The sequence below is a fragment of the Pseudomonas sp. KH_050 genome, assembly GCF_057838875.1.
This window is the reverse complement of the sequence record NZ_CM174478.1, coordinates 2,530,371-2,546,534: the sequence shown is the minus strand read 5'-3', so window position 1 is coordinate 2,546,534 and position 16,164 is coordinate 2,530,371. Positions and strand designations below refer to the sequence as shown.

Sequence of the window (16,164 nt, the reverse complement as noted above, 5' to 3'; positions counted from 1 at the left end):
TGTCCTTATTCCTTCGGCACCAGGGCCAGCAGGTCTTCTTTCTTCGCGGAAGCGTCGAACTCGACACCCTTGCCGGTAAGCCACTCTTTCAGATCGGCGACCTTCATTTTGAGAGGGTCGGTCTCGGGTCCGTCATTGACGCCAGGGACCTGCGCCTTCAGAGCATCCGCCACTTCTTCCGCTGTGCTGCGAGAGGCATAGCCTTCAGGTGGGTAGTCGCTCGCCTGATAGCCTGCAGCCACAAACTCGGCGGCCGTTGGGCCATCCTCGCGCAGAGTTGCCGGCTGCTTACTGTCATCTACCGTAATACCTGCGCGCTGGTAGGCGGCAGTGATGTGAGGGAAGTCGCCGTCGACAATTACCTTGGTTGCGGAACTGATGACACCGAAGAACTCGTCGGCTAGGCGATAGCAGACACCAGGTTCATCGCCCGGCTTGTCGGTATAAATGACTTTCATGTCTTTCTCCGTTTCGGCTGGAGCGCCGCGAAGCGCCCCCCGAAGTTGACTTACGGGGTAACGGTGCCGCTGATCACCGCCGCGAAAGGCACCTGCTTGCGGTCGAACACCCGCTCCCAGTTGGCCGCAGCAGCGTACTGCGCAGCGGTTGGGCTGAGGTTGAGGTTGTTACTGCCTTTCCAGCTGAAGCCTGCAGGCTGCAGGATGAAGGTCTTCCGTTCCCAGAGAACTTCAGCACCACCACCGTTACCACCGGAAGGCTTACGCTCCAGCTCAACCGGGTTGGCCGGATTGCCCTCGCCGTAACCGAAGGCGCCTTCACCGAAGAACACCGACAGGTACTGGCCCGGGCCGTAGACCAGGCTGTCATCCATGAACACCGGCTTGCCCAGGTACGTGGTCAGGATGATCTTGCCAGCGGAGTCGCGCAGGTACTCGATGAGGTCCTGCTTGACCATCTGATTCATCACAACCGAGTGCACGCCGATTGCAGAGAACACGTCCGCCGCATCACCGGAAGTAAACGCAGCATCCTGGAATGCGCCAGCGCTGATGGTTGCACCCGCATCAATGACCATGTTGCCATCATCGTTGAGGATGTTGGAGGCAATGACACCGCGGGCTGCACCCAGCAGGTAACGCTGCCAGCGACGAGTCCAGTAGGTGCCAAAGCGGTTGCGGATGTGCTGCATCGGCTCCGAGTTGGCGAGTTCAGTGGTCAAGTCGGCCACGCCATAGGCTTTGTTGAGGTAGAGAGTCCGAGCGCGCATTTCGCCCTGCTCGGCCTTGCCTACTTCACCCAAATCATCCGGGTTGTCATTGGAGATGTTGGGCTCTTCGTCCTGGTTCAGATCCTGCCAGTAGGCAATCTCCGAGGTGCCTTGACCGTTCGACGCGATGTCGTCCAGTACTGGGGACTTGGCGATAATGCCGGACTCGAATAGCGCAGTCTTTTCCGGCGAGTTCACCGGCGCGAGGGCGCCGTAGTAATCGCGGACGAAGATGTCCGCCAGTTGGGTAGAAGCCATGGTTTAGGTTCCTTTGGTGGCCAAAAGTTTTTTGAACAGGTCGGGATTGTCACGGGCAAGCGCGGCGCGCTCGGTCTCCGTGTACTCGCCCCATTTCTTCGTGGCCTTGCCACCGTTGTCGCCGGTCTGTCCCGCACCCTGAGCCCTTGGCCACAGGTGTGTTGCTGTTTCGCGCAGCGATTCCGCCCATTCGAGCGGTGACAATGCGGTCTTGCCATCCTTACCGTAGATGACCTCGCCATCACGGTCGGTGGCGACCGCTTCGCCGTCCTCGCTGAGCTTGAAAGTGCCCCGGGCGCGAAGAATGATGTCTTCGGTAGCCTCAGGGAGCGCGCCAGCCTTGATAGCGGCAGCGCGGATAGAGTCGGCCAGGACCTTGTCGCTGTAGTTGGCGGCGAAAGCCTCGGCCTTGTCGGCTCGAGTTTTCTCGGCAGCCAGCTGTTTGTCGTAGTCAGTCCGCAGACGTTCAGTGCGCTTGGTGATGACCTCGTCAAGTTTGCCCTCGGCCAGAAGGCGGGTTTCCTCGTCCTGACCGACCTTGTTCAGGAGACCCTTGACGGCGTTGATGTCCAAGCCCTCGAACTGGGTCTTGAAGCCATCCAGCTCGGTCTTGGTAGTTTTGAGCGAGCCAAGCAGCTCGGTGTTTTTGTTCTTGAGGCCCAGGGTCGCAGCATCAACTGCGGCAGCGATGGCGGTTTTAACTGCCGGGTCTTCAAGATCAATCGTGTTTTCGTCTGCCACTTGGTACACCCCTTGGGTTCGATTTCCCGCTTTGCGGGCATAAAAAAACCTCGGCATGGCCGAGGTTTGGTTTTGAAGCGTTAAACAGAAACTATGGGCGGAGAATATCTCGATCAGAGAGTATCTAGGTCGTAATCACAAGTCGAAACTGAGATGGACGGTCCGTTTTCTGGATCAACGGATTTGAAAGCTTTGGCGAACTTCACGAGCTCGTCATCTTTGAGTTCGATCGGACTATCGACAGCTATCTTGTCTTGCGGCAACACGCCCACTGTTCTGGCTCTCTCTGAGCCCAGTTCGTGAAACACATGTATACGTACGGATTCATCATCGCTGACAAGCTCATACCTGATGTCTCCACCTACCGGACGCGCCAAGGGAGCAAGGTTATAGCCTGGTGTGCTTTTCAATGCCTGCAACAGTTTTTCCTCGCTGCCAGCGCATATGCTGACGGAGCGCATGTAGTAACCGACTTCCTTTTTCATCCCTAAACCCTACTTCCGGAGCCAAAAGCGGCGAAAGGACACTAGCATGTGACAGTTTGCAGCGCAGCCGAATTTAGCTGTCCAAATTCACGACCGAGAGCCCTCGCATCACGAGATAGTCGGCGAACTGAGTCCTACTCGGCGCGTATGGCGGTGGACGCATTCGAAGGCCAGGTGTGGCTCGCTTGAGCAGGGTCCGCCTGCCGTTTGGCTCAACGCAATGGGTTGGCTCCGCGATTTCAAAACCCTGCGCAGCGGCATGAAGCTCGACAGCGAGACGCACCTGGCCCCATTCAAGCTCGAAGGGAACGTACGTCTCGGAAAGTGTCTGGTGTTCGATTTTGCAGTCTCGTCGGGGCCAAGCCATCGCCTGTTCGGGGCTGGCTTTGCGGCCCTTCCACTGGCGAGCATTGATCTCTTGGCCTGCACGCAACAGCAGAGCGCACTGCTCTTCCTCTGCCTCAGGGATACGGAAGCCGTAATAGTCGCGATAGAAGGTCAACTTCTCCAGCGGCACGAAGCTATTGGCGTCAGATTTTCCCTTACCATCCTCAACGATGATCTGCATGCGCGATCTCAACCTGGTTGAGCGCCGAGTGTAACTCCTGCTCGGGTGAACATGTCAGGCTCGATTTCCTTCAGTTGCGCCAGGGTCAGCGGCTTGAACTTCTTGTCGAGCTGCAGCATGGCGAATTTCTCTGGCGTCAGTCCGCCATTGCGGAACAGCTTGCCCCTGACCGGCCCCAATGCGTGATCCTGAAAGCTCGCTGGCTGCGTTGCCAGCCACTCGTAATAGTTCAAGCTGGCGTCGACTTGTCCGCCGCCGTTGTCGCCGACCGATGCGCGCGTGGCGCCCTTGGCAAAAGCTTCCGAGAGCCTGGTGGTCGGCACCGTCGTCGAGCGGCAGTTGATGTGCGCCGGCGGGAGCGGGCCTTTGCCCAAGTCGAAGCGCATGCCGTCAAGGCCTTTGCACTGCTGCGAGGTCTTACGGTCAAGCGTCGACACCCAACGATAGCCCAACACCACATCACTATTGGCCTTGAGCGTTTCCATGCGCGCCGTTGTGGCCACATGCTGAATTGCCGTCTGTACCACTGACGCGGCGTTGCGATTGCTCACCGCGAGAATGCCATCAGTGAAGTTCTGCGATGCGGTACCGCGAACCGCCTGGATGATCTGAGCGTTTGTCTGGCCCTGGCCGAAGCCGAGCCGGATGGTGTTGGTCAACCGCATCGTTTCGGTCCGAGTCCATCCGCTCAGGAAGCTCTTGAGCAGCTTGCCGCCGTCGAGCCCTTTGACCTGAAGCGGATACGAAAACACCGCCGCTCGAATGGCGGCATTGGTCGGCACCACGGCATCAATCGACATGGCATGACTGAGGCTGTTGGCCTCGAAGGTCGACTCATACAGAGCGATGTCCACCAGGTCAGCCTGCACTACATCACCGAAGGCCTTGTAGATTTCCAACAGCTTGCCATCCACCCGGGATAGGAATTGCTCAAGGCGGTCCCAGCTATAGGTGGTCAGCTCCTTTCGGGTCAGCTGCTCCCGTACCAGGGTGTCGATCTGGCGCAGGTACTTTTCGAACTTCTTGACCTCGCCGGCTTTAAGCCGCTCGATCATCACCGAGTGGCGTGTCGTCTGCTCCAGCAGTTGGCTGTCGGCCTGTTCCAGGTTTGCGGTCGGCATCTTCTTTGTCCAGGCTCAGGCCGGCCGAGTCGCGCTCGTCGCTGATCAGTTCGGCTTCTTCATCGTAGAGACGCTCCGGCAGCTTCCCGGTCGTGAGGTACTGCCAGTACGTATCGACGCTGATCGTGCCGGACATGACGCCCTTCTGCAGCTCAGCCAACACTTGCGCATCGACCTCGGGGATAACGAACTCAGGATTGACCTTGAACGTCACCTGCTTGGGGTCGTAACCCTTCCACTCGGCGGCATAGCGCAACGCTTGCTCGACCGCCTCGGCCACTGTGATGACAATGCTGTGCAGTGTGGCGTGCTGATCGTTCTGGCGCGTCTTGCGTGCCTCGCCTGACTCGGTGCCGCCCACGTCCATCACCTTGGCACCCGCCTCAACAGCCGCGTTGCGCTGGTCATCCATCGCCTTGCGGACAGCTTCAATGCCGGCGCCCTGGAACTCCAGATAACCGCACTTTCCGTTCGGCCCGAGATCCCACGCCGCGGATGGACCGGTAACGCTTAACTCCACACCGTCATCCATCCCGGCAACCCAAGGCTGCGGATGACTGGTTTGGTGCAGCGCGGTGAAGTAGTCAGCGCTGAGCTGGTACGACTTCAAAGCCGACCGGGCCATCGTCAACAGCGGCACTTCGTCTACTTCCGGCGAGTTGTCCGTCGAGCCGCAGTAGATCACCGGCAGAAACCCAAGGCCTCGCACCAAGCGGTTATCTGTGCCCGTCGTGCCCAGCGGCTTCAGCTCCTCGATGACCTCGCCGTTGTCGCCCAGCACTTCGCTGTAGCAGACATCGCCGATCATCTTGAATACGCGGTAGACCATCTTGCATTCGTGGTCGAACTCGTCCTCTTTGCTGTCGCGAAACTCGATAAATACCCCGAGCACCAGGTCTTGCCGGCCGCCTTGACTGCCAACCTTCCAGTTGATCGCGTTGCGCGTGGCGTAGGTCGAGAAGTACGCCTCACCAGCTTCGTCGATGTTCACTACCAGCGGCACTCGGCCGTGGGAAATAGCCTGGCGCACTATGCGGAAGAAAAGCTGCTTCAGGCCAAAGCCATCCGATGTGGCGTTCTCTTCGAGCCCTTTCAGCCCTGACGGCAGCTCGATTTCCGGAATCAACCGGGATACCAGCCCCATCATCGACCGCAGCGAATCACGCACCCAATGCTCGTACTGAGCCCGGTTGGTGTAGCTCTGATACAGGTACCTGTTGCCGGTCGCGTCGAGCTTTTCTGCCTCAACCATACCGCTGGGCTTTGGTAGGTTCCGATCGTTACGCTTGATCGCGCCCTCGCCTTCGAGCGAGTCGTCCATCATTTCCCATTCGGCGATGTGCGCGTCGAAGTCGGGGTTTGTTGATTGCACTGGCATCAGGCCAAGCCTCCAATACGGCGGACACCGCCTATGCGTTTGCGCCTACCCATCATTACCCGAAGTAGCGGAATGCGTCCGCGCCGTGTGATGACCAGTCATGTAGTGGTTTGTCTTTCCAGCAACCGCGCTTGTCATCCCATTCCTTGCGGTAGTTTTCCAGGCAGGAAATGCCCAGTTCGCAGTTGGAGTCATTGAACGCGCAGTTCGGGAGAATTTCCCGGGTATGTTCTATGCCTTCGTCGATACCGATCTTTGGGACAACGCTGAACTTGAGGCTGTATTTCTGTCCGTCGATCTCGTAGCCCTCTCGGGCGATTTCCCGGCGGGTCTTGCCATCGCTACCAAATTCACGGTTATCAATGTCGTGAGGGCCCCAGTGATCGCCGTAGGTGTACTTGCGATCCTTCAGGATCTTCATGTAATGGCGCAGGCCTTCGCCGCTGTTCTCGTAGAAGTCGATGACGTGAAACTCTTCGCCGACTATCCGGACGAACCAAATGGCGGTGGAGTCTCCGACGCCGATATCCCAGAAGGTATGCACTGGCAGATGACTGTTGTCAGGCAGTGCGCCGATGCGCTGAGCTCCGTACAACTTCGTAAACTGCTTGGCGTAATACGCGCCCTCGATCGACTGCTGGAACGCCTCGGCCGGTATCGACGGGTATTCCCGCTTCATGTCGCCGCCGAGCGTCTTCTCTTTGGCCGCGTACCAGGCTCGCTGGCCATCGTTCGTGACGATGCCGTGCTTGGCTGCCAGGTAATTGAAGTAATCGGTCAGACGCTGCGGGATGACCACGTTGGTTGGGTCGAGCCAGTAGCCTTTATTCTTCCACCAGGAAAAGAAGAAGAACTTCCAGTCCAGCTGACCTAGGGGAACGCCGGCCAATTGCTGCCGCTCAGCTCCCTGCGAGTAATCGAAGAAGTAACCCGCTCTACCCTCTGCCGTCGACTCGATGGTGACGAAACAGTTTGTGGCGACCGCCTCGAATGCCCCGGTAACGATCTCTCTGGCCTTGTGGGGATACTTGGCGCAGATCTTCCCGAACTCGGATACGTGCAGATACCGTAGAGTCCCGCCCCGAAAGGACGTGGACACGTAGAGCGATCCGCCCTTGCTGAACACAAGCTCACCAGCAGCATCGTTAGAAGCAGGGTTGGCAGCGCGAATCTCAGCAGGCAGGTTGTCATAGGCGAATTTCACTTTCTCCCGGAACAGGCGCTTGGCGTCGTTCAGGGTGTGGGCAATAAGGGCGCACTTGGCGGACTCAAAGAGCGCGGCGTCGAGCTGGATGATGCAACACTCGGTGGTGAAGCCGAGCTGACGAGCTTTCAGGATGATGTTCCGGGTGTGCATCCCGTCGAAGTATTCGATCTGCTCGTCCGTCATCCGGAATCGGACTTTCTTGCCCTGCTTGTCCGTGATGAAGTAGAGATTGTTCAGGCGCCAACGCTTATCCCGGAGCAGCTTCAAGTGCTCGGGCTTCATGTCAGGCTTCCTTTGATAGATCGTCCATCAGTCTCGATAGCTCGTCGGCGTCACTGCCGCCAGATTTGGTGTCGAGGTCATATGCTTGGCGTTCCAGGGAGACGAGAGTCTTCAGCGTCTCAGCCAGTTCCTTCATCGTCTTGGTTCGGCCAGGCAGGTCGATGATTTTCTGGTACAGGTCGTTGCGTCGGTCCTGTCCGTTGTCATCTGGGTCGTGCATCAGCTCGCCCAACTCTTCGAACAGCTGACGGTTGTCGGTCAGGCCTTCAAGCTCATCCAGCAGCTTGATGGTCAGCCGCCGGCCTCTAGAAATATCGCCGCGGTGTGCCATGCGGATGTTCGCAATGACCTCAGCATTGACCTCGATGATCTCCCGCTCGGTATCCGCTGATTTGGTGGATACCAGAGTGGATACCGCGCGTTTGGATACCAGCGCATCAGCCTTGGCTTGAATCTTTGCCTTGAGGTCTCGCTCCCAGCCATCCCGCTTGGCGCGCTTGTTGATGGCTCCGTGCGTGATGCCTTGGGTTGATGCGATCTCTCGGATGGAAAGCAATCCTGCCCGGTAGGCTCGTTCGATTGCCTCCCAGTCGGGTTGCTTCATTGTCATTGGTGCTCAATATGCAAGAAATATGTTGTTGAAATGCCAGAGGCGTACAGCCATCTTTAACGCCTCCCTCACTAAGCAAGGTTGCCAGCGTGCACATTGATGACACCAATAAGAAGCGAGAGACCCCGACTCAGCTCAACGAGCTATTCGAAGTTAGTGGTGCTTTTTACTCGCTACCAGGCAACCCAGAGAATCATGAGTGTCGAAATCTTTTGCGCATTTGTCGGAAGCAAACGACACCTGAAACAAAAAATGCTGTCGATGCTTCATTTATCATGATGAACCCCGGTGGATCTGAACCAGTCAGTGACATCGAGCTAGTTCGAGAACAGGGGTTAGTTCCCGCCAAACCTGACGATACCCAGTTTCAAATCATGCGGCTGATGAACGTGATGAACTGGAATATCGTTGAAGTTATCAACCTTTCCGACTACCGAGCGACAAAAAGCAAGAGCCTTTTTAGCGTCTACTCAAGCCTCCCACCAGAACATACGATCTTCCACCCCAATCGCCTGGCCGAACTTGAAGGGGTTTTGCATCCGCGGTTGATAATCGCAGCTTGGGGTTTAAGCAGCGATTTAGATCCACTTTCCGAAGCGGCTATAAAGTCAGTAACCACTATAGGAAAAAGACTGGTCGGATTAAAAGGTAGTAGCGCAACTGGCTACCTTCACCCGCAGCCTTTCAGCACCCCCAAACAACAAAAATGGATTCTCGATATGAGTGTGCTGCTGAGGTCAGAAAGTCAGTAGCTAACCCTCAGGACACCAAGATCGCGGTTTGCGAATGCGCCTGGCCGTGAAGCAGCGCGACGATCAAACCCTGCGGCAGTCCGGCAGCTTTGGCCGTGTCGATCGCCTTGCGCAGGCCCTCGTCCATTTCGTTGATCGCTTTCACGATCGCTGGACTGCAATGCGTGGTGCAAGCGGGTGATGTTGGTCATTCCACCGTTTCATATGTGACTTCGAAAATGTCCGGCTTGCAGGGGTAGAACTCACCAGCAACGCCGCGTATCACCCAGTCACCCGTGCTCACAGTCATCAGCCCTTCAAGGGTAATGATCTTCAGCACTGGATAGTCGAAGCCCTCTGGATGCTCAGGCGAGCAGCTACCCACCGCCGAATCCATCAAGGCTGGCGTCTTGCCGCCCTTGGTCCAATCAATAATCTCGCGATTACATTCCTTGGTGCCGTCGTACTGGATGGCATCGATCACTACCGGCTTCTTGCGGGATTTCATGGGTTCGCCCTCAGTCGCTGGTCGCGACACAATTTGATGATTCGCGAAACGTGTCGCGGATTTCGTTACTTGCTCAGCTTCGGCTGCAGAACTACCCGGGCAATCATCACCAGCAGGCCCAGAACGCCATAGGCCACCGGTGGCAGGACTGCCTGTAGCGATGGCATCAGCTGCTCAGCGATACCCAGCACTGCGATAGCACCGCCAGCCTGAACGCTGGTCATGCTCAGTGCTTTTTTCCAGTTGTCGATCAGCTTCATGGTCACTCCTGCCGATTGGGAAATTTGATGTCGGTGAATCGCTCTGCCAGGGAAGCGACCTTCTTCACGCCCAGAGTGCCAATGCAGGCGCCGACGGCAGCCGCGAGACTTGAGGGAAGACTGAAGTATTCCAGTAGCGGGAACGCCCCGGCTGTGATCGCGCCACACAGGCAAGACTCAAGGAACGCCTGTCGACGCCCTCCGCCGCCATAGATAACGCGCAAGAAAGCGATCCAGCACGATAGCGCTGCGGCATAGAACATTGGGGCGTTCTGGCTTAGCCAAGCCATCGCGATGAGCCAGGTATCTGGTTTGTCTGGCATATGTGGCATCTCGGATTCCTCCCCTTCAGGGAGTTAGGAATAAAAAAGCCCCGCACAATGGCGAGGCTGCAAGTGGTTGTGTTTATTCCGAGCCAAACGAGCTAAGCGAAAAACAAAAATTGGTTCGCCCCACCAATCAAGAAGATTTACTTAGCCACAAGCAGGAAGCGACAATTAGCGCCCAATATTTTTCGAGGTTCGCAACATGCGTAAAGCACTTTCCGTCTTGGCCCTGACCGCCCTGTTTGCCCAAGGCGCTATGGCCGCAAGCGGCACCCAAACTGCTGTAGGCGGCGGTTTGGGCGGAGCCCTGGGTAACGTTCTTGGTCAGAAGCTTGGTGGCAGCACAGGCGCAGCCGTCGGCGCGGGCCTGGGCGGCGCGGCAGGTGGTGCCATTGCAGCAAAAAACGGCAAGAAAACCAAGGCAGCAATTGGTGCCGGCCTGGGTGCGGCAGGTGGCTCACTAATTGGCAACAAACTTGGAGGTAGCACCGGCGGCGCCATTGGCGCAGGGCTTGGTGGTGCTGCTGGCGGCGCTATTGGCGGTAAGTGAAACTGATTCTATCGTTGACAAAAAACCCGGCGCGGCAGCCGGGTTTTCATGATGTCATTGCATCAAGGCCCTAATACAAGCTGAGGTCACGATTAGGTGCACCGTCTTTCCCGTCGTCCGCCAAAGACCTTCACGACGCCGGCGCCCTTCTGCACCAGTCTCGCCGATCGTTCTCGGGCCATGCTGAAAAGCGTGTGAGGTCAGGGCGCACGGGCTGCCGGTGTTTTCTCGTAGCACTGCACTACCAGCTAACTGTAGCCAGGCCTTCCGTGAGGCTGCCCTGGCTACAGTGAATTCAAAAAGCTGGCGAGATATTGAAGTAGTCCTTCCCTTCCTCGAAATGCTCGGCGCGATCGGCAACCACGTTGACGATGTATTCGCCATACGGGGTGTACTTGCCGTAGATCGCATCCTCTTCCGCTGGATTGGCTGACCATACTGCGCCGAAGCACAACCGAGTCAGTGATTCCGAGGAGCCATGAACAGGCCCTTTGGTGCGAAGAGTCATTTTGCAGCGAGTGATGTGAGACATCGGTTGATCCTCTTGTCGCGAATGGGCAGGAGGGTCTTTCCGGTCTTTCGCCTGCGGTTCAAGTCGGCTTCAGCAGCACTCCCAGTTCGGAGCAATGGGTGTGGTGGAGCCGAAAACGAAAAAGCCCCAGCGGGGGCTGAGGCTAAACTTTATAAATCTCGATGTTGAAATTTCCCACGCTAGTAGGTCGCCTCGCACAAGTCTGAAAAAAATCTTACAAGATCGGCTCTAGAAGATTCGGGTAAATCAAGAGCCCACTTGGGACTATTCTCTATCGAAGTGTCGGCATTCCATCTGTTCGCTTCTCCGCGAACGAACCAAGATCGCTCAGCATTGCTCAGGTCGCTTGCCAATGGATAAGCAAGAGACGAGTACGTTTGGGATTTACAATTGACATAGGCAATTTCAAAGCCATCACCTTTCTGCAAAGTCCTGTGCTGTGAGCTGTCGGTTGCCAGGTCGGGCAGAATGGTCGAGCTGCCATAATCAATCCCGACACTCACGAAGTAGGCCGTCACTACCGTTCGAGAATGTGGCGCGTACCCTACCGAAACGAGACCGGACCCAAAGGCGTTACCGCCCCGCTGGCTAAACGTTCTCCCGATAAGTGCGTTCTGTTTTTGTGCTGTTACTTCATTACCAGGCCCGGAAGGCATCAGCGGGTTACCACAAGCCGAGGCGGTGATCAAACTCATCAGGGCGCCTCCTGTAACGGTCCATATTACTCTACGCATCACTACATCCTGTCGATTATGCCACTTGGCTTTAGATGCAAGCATGATAGCGCTTAGGTATATCCCGTTGAACCCTTACCATGCGTTGTGCAGCCAGGGTATGCGCCGTTACGCGGCCTGCTAATAGAAGCGAATCAGCCCTTTGCCGTACGTCGCACTGTCCGGCTATCGACGTCCAGGCCTCCGTGAGGCCGCCCTGGCTGCGGTGAATTTGAGGCACAAAAAAGCCCCGTGCAATGACGAGGCTTTTTTGAAACTTGCAATCAGTCAGAAGGAGGGCTTGGCGGTTACAGAATCAAGATAGTCATGACCAGCCCAAGTTAACTGAATCGTGTTGCCGCCAGAAATAGTGATAAATCCTGCGTCGCCGCATCGATCAAGCAGATAGATAAGCTCGGATTCGCGCAGAAGAATGTCCTGCTTTCCGCTAGTAGCCTCCCACTTCGGTTGCAAATCTAGCAGATTGATTCCGTATTCAGTGGCATGAGCCTGGATGAGATCAAGCAGATGCTTAACATGTTCAAGATTTCGACGCATAAAGAGATTCCTGTTAATCCGTTATCTGGAGAACAGGCAATATCATAATGCAATCAAAATAAAAAACCCGGCGAGATGGCCGGGTTCAGGTATTCGTGTGCGTGTTGCGTGAATTGCGCATTATGGGAATAAGTACGCGCAATTCCCCATCGTGTCAATACGATTATGCCGCCACCTCGTCTTTCTCCGCGTGAATCACCTGCCACACCGGCTGTTGAGCCTCAATATCCACCTCCCGAATCACTTCCTTCAGGGATTCCCACAGGTCGAGCCAGTCGCGCGTCCAGTTCTTCGGATCAATCCTCACACCGAAGAAGCACTTCATCTCGGTGGCGACCCGAGCCGGCCCCCATTCAGCCGCCCCGCTCACCTGGGCCTTGTAGGATTGAAGCGCCAGGGTGATCAGGTACTGCGCCTTCACGCGCTTGACTGAAGTCAAGTCGGGCAGCTCAGCCTTTGCCGCGACCAGCAGCACCGCGTTCATGACGTGCTGCATCGTCATGCAGGGGTGATACAGGAAGTGACCGAGCTGCTGCACTTGGAACGGCAGTGTGTCGATGGCGCGGAGTACTTTCCCGATCGTGGCCAAGTGTGCGGCACGGGCGGTGGACCGACCAACCGGCGTACGACGTGTCTCGCTGATGCTGATCCGCTGACCCGGCACAGAGAAGCGTGCGGACTCTTCGCCCTTCTCGTCACCCAGCGCAGGGAATAGCGCCTCGCGCCGACCAATGCGGACACCTGACTTCACCGGTGCCGATTCAGCCTTGTCGATTGCTACAGCGCTGATCGATGCGTTCGATTCATGCTGCGACTCAGTCCATACCTGTCTTGCGCTGATCAGTTTCATGCTGCTTCCCTCTTCAATTCTCTGGTCATTGCCCGGTAATTGGCTTTGATTTCCTGAAGCTCCTGGATGGTGTATCGCTTGGCTTCGTGAGGACCTTCCAGCCACTCAACACGCTCAAGGCCGATACACCGGACCAGGCTGATGCGGTAATTCACGATGTCGCCCGACTTATGGTTGTTGCACGGAGCGCACTGCTTATGGACGTTCAGAGCCTCAAACCGCAACTCGGGGTTCGCTCCCACGGTGCGGTAATGGCCGGCGTGCCACTGACCCTGGTGGTGGCGCCCACAACTGATGCACGGCAGAGCCGCATCACGCGCCCTCACCCACTCGTTGAAAACGGATTGAGCCTCTTTCAAGTATTGCGCCCGGCTCTTGAGCCGAACCTTTGCCTGACGGGTCTCTGCGCGCTCTTGGCGCTCTAGGGATTTACGAGTCTTCTCCTTGCTCGTGTTGGTGAGCGCAATTGCGCACGGGACGCTGCAGGCAACCTGGAGCGAGCGAACCGGAACGAACTCAGTCCGACACGCAGCGTTGCGGCACTTCTTCTTGCGGAGTTCCTTGAGGGCGATCCTCATGCGTAACTCCCCATCTGATCGGACGCGGCCAACGCGCCCTGCTCGCTCTCAAAATGCGCAGAGAGCACCAGGCGCCAGCAGGCGTTGAACACGTCGCGATACAACGGCTCGAAAGCGGTGTCATCCATGCTTGCCCAGCAGATCGACTTAGCTTCTTTACGGATCCCCTCCGGCGTGTGCACCAGGTGGAAATGCCCCGCCTCGATCGTCACCCATTCGCGGAAGGCTTCACGACTCTTGTCGACTGCAGGAAAGCGCTCCGCGCGGGCAGCCTCCAGACCGGAGATCTAGGCTGCGACAGCTACGGAGAGCTGGCCCGGCTTCCCGCTCTGCGCCTCGAAAAACTTGGCCAACCCCCGGATGCCGCGCATTTCCTGCCGAGGAATCAACCCGCCGACTGGCTCCCAGTAATCCCACGCCAGATCGAGCATGGAGAAAAACTTGCCGTGGAACTTGCCGTTGCGCATCCGGGTGAACTTGCCGTGGATGACTTGGCCAGCCTTCCATTTCTGGACAGCTTCACGATCGGCTTCGGTAGCGGGCACCAGGCCTTGAGCGGTGCAGATCAATGCGAGCTCAGCCATCAATTGCCCTCCTTGCCACGCTGAGATTCCCACTCGAAAGGAACGCCGATGCAGCCGTTCTCGCGGATGCGGTCCACACAGCGCACTCCAATGGCGTCGTTCAATTCGGCGGGCGACAGGTTGCTAACGATAATCGTCGGGCGGCATTGCTCGTATCGGCCGTTGATTATGCTGAACAGGGTCGCCAATTCGAATTCGCTTTGCTTGGTAGCGCCTACCTCGTCCAGTACCAACAGGTCGGCGCCGATCACTTCGCGCAGGATGTGTGCTTCCGATTCGCCCGTGCGATCACTGAACGTCGCCTTGATGTCGCTGATAACCGTGCCAGCGGTGCGGTAGATCGCCTTGACCATGCACTCGCTGATCAGATGATTGATCGAGGCAGTGGCCAGGTGAGTCTTTCCGGTGCCGACCTTGCCGAGCAGCAACATGCAGCGACCTTCGCGGCGATGCGTCGAGAAATCAGCGACGTAATCGACACAGGCATCCAGAGCGACTTGCTGAGCCGGAATATCGGCCCGGTAATCAGCAAAGGTCTTGTTAGCAAAACGCTTGGGAATGCGCGCAATCAAATGCTGCTGGATGCGGAACTCGAAGCGCTTGCGCTGCAGTTCCTCCATGTCGCGCTTGTCGCTGGCACAGATCGGGCAGCCGGATGGCTCGCCAGTGCCTTTCAGAATCACGGCAGAGTAATCACCATGAATCTCGCAGTTGGCCGGCTTGCGACCGATGACACCGAATTTTTGGTCCATACGCTCCCCGATGTTAGAGACGGAATGTGCCATTGGCGTTCTCCTTGGTGCCCGCTTTGTAATCACGGGTTTCGAAGCCTGCGTGACGAGATGGAGTCTGTGGCTTCGGGAATGGGCGAACATTGCTTGCCGCTGCGGTCGCCGTATCACGCTTGACCCACTTGACCAGCAGGCTTACCCAAGCGATCTGAGTTTCGAATCGGCCGGACGCCGCGTAATGGCAGACGAATGTGGCGGTCGCCTCGGGCGTAAAGGTATCCAACGGGATCGCCATGCGCAGGGCGTAGTTCTTTAGGAGGTTCTGATCCGGCTCCCAATCCAGCGTCATTTCGGTTGGTGCTTTGAGGTCAACAGGTAGCGGGAACTCTTCGACCGGTACGGGATTTTCGATCTGCTCTGGCTCGACATCAGCCAAATTGGATTCGCTCGCGCTTAGTGTGTTGTTTTGATCCTCTCCCTTCCCTTCCAGATCTACATCTACATCCCTTACGGGGTCGAGCGGTCGACGACCATTCGACGACTCCTCGAAGATTGCTCCCTCGTGGGTCGGCGACTCTTCGGCGACTGGTAGCGGAGGAGTCGGATACTTGAAGTTCTTTTTCTCGATCTTCTGGTGCTTCCAGCCGTTGACGTGAAGGTACTGCTTACCGTCGACGGTGTAGCTTTTGGTCAGTTCGGAACCTTCAAGCTCGCCCAGCAGTTCGCTGACCTCCTCGGTAGTGATGTCGTCACCAGGGAATACCAGGGCCTTGATGGTTCGCGGCGCCAGAGGATGATTTCCGCCGTCGTCGCAGAAATTCCAGATACCTATGAACAGGAGCCGCGCCAATGGGCGGCTTGCCATTACTTGCTCACTCGACCAGAACTCAGGCTTGATAGTGCGTATTCGGGCCATTACGCGACCTCCTGATCAGTTACTTTGGTGTGGCAGAACTCACCATTCCAAGCGGTCTTCATCGGAAGTTTCTGCTTCATGTACAGATCGTGCAGGCGCTTGGCACCATCCTTCAGTAGGACCGGGCTGTACTTCAGGAATGGATCTTTGCCCTCCTGCTCAATGATGGTGACGCGCTCGGTGAGGTACTTGTCGCGCGCCTGGCAGCCAACCCGGTATTTCACTGAGCGCTTCTGGTCGCGCTCAGAGTTGAAGATCCAGTTGCGGGCCAATAGCGTGTTATTGATCTGCTGGCAGTTCACCCCATTCAGGCGCTTGCAGAACTGCGTAGGCGTCATACCTACCTGGAAGATCGATTCAAGGCTGGCGATTTTCTCGGCCTGCTGGTGATTCTCGATGGCGAGGACAGCGTTCTGCTCTTCCAGATCGGCGGCAAGGCGCAATGCTTC

The 16,164-nt window shown here is 56.9% G+C and carries 23 protein-coding genes and 1 pseudogene; 2 read left to right on the top strand and 22 right to left on the bottom strand.

Annotated elements, in window-relative coordinates:
- Positions 1-5 precede the first annotated feature (5 nt).
- From AC3IUA_RS11730 to AC3IUA_RS11690, 9 genes are all read right to left on the bottom strand, one after another.
- Positions 6-458 (bottom strand): HeH/LEM domain-containing protein, encoded by a 453-nt coding sequence (locus AC3IUA_RS11730; RefSeq protein ID WP_489361045.1) that lies wholly within the window; start codon positions 456-458, stop codon positions 6-8.
- Between the two features lie 50 nt (positions 459-508).
- Positions 509-1,486, bottom strand: coding sequence for a major capsid protein (locus AC3IUA_RS11725; protein WP_489361043.1), 978 nt, complete (start codon positions 1,484-1,486; stop codon positions 509-511).
- A 3-nt stretch (positions 1,487-1,489) separates the two neighbouring features.
- Positions 1,490-2,227, bottom strand: coding sequence for a hypothetical protein (locus AC3IUA_RS11720; RefSeq protein WP_489361041.1), 738 nt, complete (start codon positions 2,225-2,227; stop codon positions 1,490-1,492).
- A gap of 113 nt (positions 2,228-2,340) precedes the next feature.
- Positions 2,341-2,712: a hypothetical protein gene (locus tag AC3IUA_RS11715; protein ID WP_489361038.1), complete on the bottom strand. Its 372-nt coding sequence runs from the start codon at positions 2,710-2,712 to the stop codon at positions 2,341-2,343.
- Between the two features lie 73 nt (positions 2,713-2,785).
- Entirely contained in the window at positions 2,786-3,280 is a 495-nt protein-coding gene (locus AC3IUA_RS11710) for a DnaT-like ssDNA-binding protein (protein WP_489361036.1), read from the bottom strand.
- Positions 3,281-3,288: 8 nt separating this feature from the next.
- Entirely contained in the window at positions 3,289-4,401 is a 1,113-nt protein-coding gene (locus AC3IUA_RS11705) for a minor capsid protein (RefSeq protein WP_489361034.1), read from the bottom strand.
- The gene (locus AC3IUA_RS11700; protein WP_489361032.1) at positions 4,319-5,779 is read right to left on the bottom strand and encodes a DUF4055 domain-containing protein; all 1,461 of its coding nucleotides are present in this window, start codon (positions 5,777-5,779) and stop codon (positions 4,319-4,321) included. Before AC3IUA_RS11700 ends, AC3IUA_RS11705 begins: the two co-directional genes overlap by 83 nt.
- A gap of 55 nt (positions 5,780-5,834) precedes the next feature.
- Positions 5,835-7,268, bottom strand: a complete 1,434-nt coding sequence (locus AC3IUA_RS11695) for a terminase (RefSeq protein WP_489361030.1) — start codon at positions 7,266-7,268, stop codon at positions 5,835-5,837.
- Between the two features lies 1 nt (position 7,269).
- Entirely contained in the window at positions 7,270-7,878 is a 609-nt protein-coding gene (locus AC3IUA_RS11690; RefSeq protein WP_489361028.1) for a hypothetical protein, read from the bottom strand.
- 89 nt (positions 7,879-7,967) lie between these two features.
- Here AC3IUA_RS11690 and AC3IUA_RS11685 point away from each other — a divergent pair, with 89 nt between their 5' ends.
- Positions 7,968-8,630, top strand: coding sequence for a DUF1643 domain-containing protein (locus tag AC3IUA_RS11685; protein ID WP_489361026.1), 663 nt, complete (start codon positions 7,968-7,970; stop codon positions 8,628-8,630).
- A gap of 7 nt (positions 8,631-8,637) precedes the next feature.
- On the opposite strand, the gene AC3IUA_RS11680 is transcribed toward AC3IUA_RS11685, so the two are convergent.
- The 4 genes from AC3IUA_RS11680 to AC3IUA_RS11665 all read right to left on the bottom strand — a co-directional run bounded on the left by AC3IUA_RS11680 (position 8,638) and on the right by AC3IUA_RS11665 (position 9,709).
- The gene (locus tag AC3IUA_RS11680) at positions 8,638-8,775 is read right to left on the bottom strand and encodes a hypothetical protein (protein ID WP_489361025.1); all 138 of its coding nucleotides are present in this window, start codon (positions 8,773-8,775) and stop codon (positions 8,638-8,640) included.
- Positions 8,776-8,817: 42 nt separating this feature from the next.
- On the bottom strand, positions 8,818-9,117 hold the full coding sequence (locus AC3IUA_RS11675; RefSeq protein WP_489361023.1) for a hypothetical protein: 300 nt from the start codon (positions 9,115-9,117) through the stop codon (positions 8,818-8,820).
- 65 nt (positions 9,118-9,182) lie between these two features.
- A complete protein-coding gene (locus tag AC3IUA_RS11670; protein WP_489361021.1) occupies positions 9,183-9,377 on the bottom strand; it encodes a DUF7940 domain-containing protein in 195 nt (64 codons plus the stop codon).
- A 2-nt stretch (positions 9,378-9,379) separates the two neighbouring features.
- On the bottom strand, positions 9,380-9,709 hold the full coding sequence (locus AC3IUA_RS11665) for a phage holin, lambda family (RefSeq protein WP_489361019.1): 330 nt from the start codon (positions 9,707-9,709) through the stop codon (positions 9,380-9,382).
- Positions 9,710-9,905: 196 nt separating this feature from the next.
- Between AC3IUA_RS11665 and AC3IUA_RS11660 the strand changes: the two genes are divergently transcribed.
- Complete coding sequence (locus tag AC3IUA_RS11660; protein ID WP_489361017.1) at positions 9,906-10,253, top strand: bacteriocin; 348 nt, start codon at positions 9,906-9,908, stop codon at positions 10,251-10,253.
- Between the two features lie 295 nt (positions 10,254-10,548).
- Here AC3IUA_RS11660 and AC3IUA_RS11655 read toward each other — a convergent pair whose 3' ends face one another.
- From AC3IUA_RS11655 to AC3IUA_RS11615, 9 genes and pseudogenes are all read right to left on the bottom strand, one after another.
- A complete protein-coding gene (locus AC3IUA_RS11655; protein WP_489361015.1) occupies positions 10,549-10,785 on the bottom strand; it encodes a hypothetical protein in 237 nt (78 codons plus the stop codon).
- Between the two features lie 179 nt (positions 10,786-10,964).
- On the bottom strand, positions 10,965-11,480 hold the full coding sequence (locus AC3IUA_RS11650) for a hypothetical protein (protein WP_489361013.1): 516 nt from the start codon (positions 11,478-11,480) through the stop codon (positions 10,965-10,967).
- Positions 11,481-11,786: 306 nt separating this feature from the next.
- A complete protein-coding gene (locus tag AC3IUA_RS11645) occupies positions 11,787-12,056 on the bottom strand; it encodes a hypothetical protein (RefSeq protein ID WP_489361011.1) in 270 nt (89 codons plus the stop codon).
- A 163-nt stretch (positions 12,057-12,219) separates the two neighbouring features.
- Positions 12,220-12,906, bottom strand: coding sequence for a hypothetical protein (locus AC3IUA_RS11640; protein ID WP_489361009.1), 687 nt, complete (start codon positions 12,904-12,906; stop codon positions 12,220-12,222).
- On the bottom strand, positions 12,903-13,484 hold the full coding sequence (locus AC3IUA_RS11635) for a recombination protein NinG (RefSeq protein ID WP_489361008.1): 582 nt from the start codon (positions 13,482-13,484) through the stop codon (positions 12,903-12,905). The genes AC3IUA_RS11640 and AC3IUA_RS11635 overlap by 4 nt, the downstream gene beginning before the upstream one ends.
- Positions 13,481-14,068, bottom strand: a pseudogene (locus AC3IUA_RS11630) (DUF1367 family protein). The gene AC3IUA_RS11635 and the pseudogene AC3IUA_RS11630 overlap by 4 nt, the downstream one beginning before the upstream one ends.
- Complete coding sequence (locus AC3IUA_RS11625) at positions 14,068-14,853, bottom strand: ATP-binding protein (protein ID WP_489361006.1); 786 nt, start codon at positions 14,851-14,853, stop codon at positions 14,068-14,070. Before AC3IUA_RS11625 ends, AC3IUA_RS11630 begins: the two are co-directional and overlap by 1 nt.
- Complete coding sequence (locus AC3IUA_RS11620; RefSeq protein WP_489361004.1) at positions 14,834-15,715, bottom strand: DnaT-like ssDNA-binding domain-containing protein; 882 nt, start codon at positions 15,713-15,715, stop codon at positions 14,834-14,836. The genes AC3IUA_RS11625 and AC3IUA_RS11620 overlap by 20 nt, the downstream gene beginning before the upstream one ends.
- Positions 15,715-16,158, bottom strand: coding sequence for a hypothetical protein (locus tag AC3IUA_RS11615; RefSeq protein ID WP_489361002.1), 444 nt, complete (start codon positions 16,156-16,158; stop codon positions 15,715-15,717). The genes AC3IUA_RS11620 and AC3IUA_RS11615 overlap by 1 nt, the downstream gene beginning before the upstream one ends.
- Positions 16,159-16,164 lie beyond the last annotated feature (6 nt).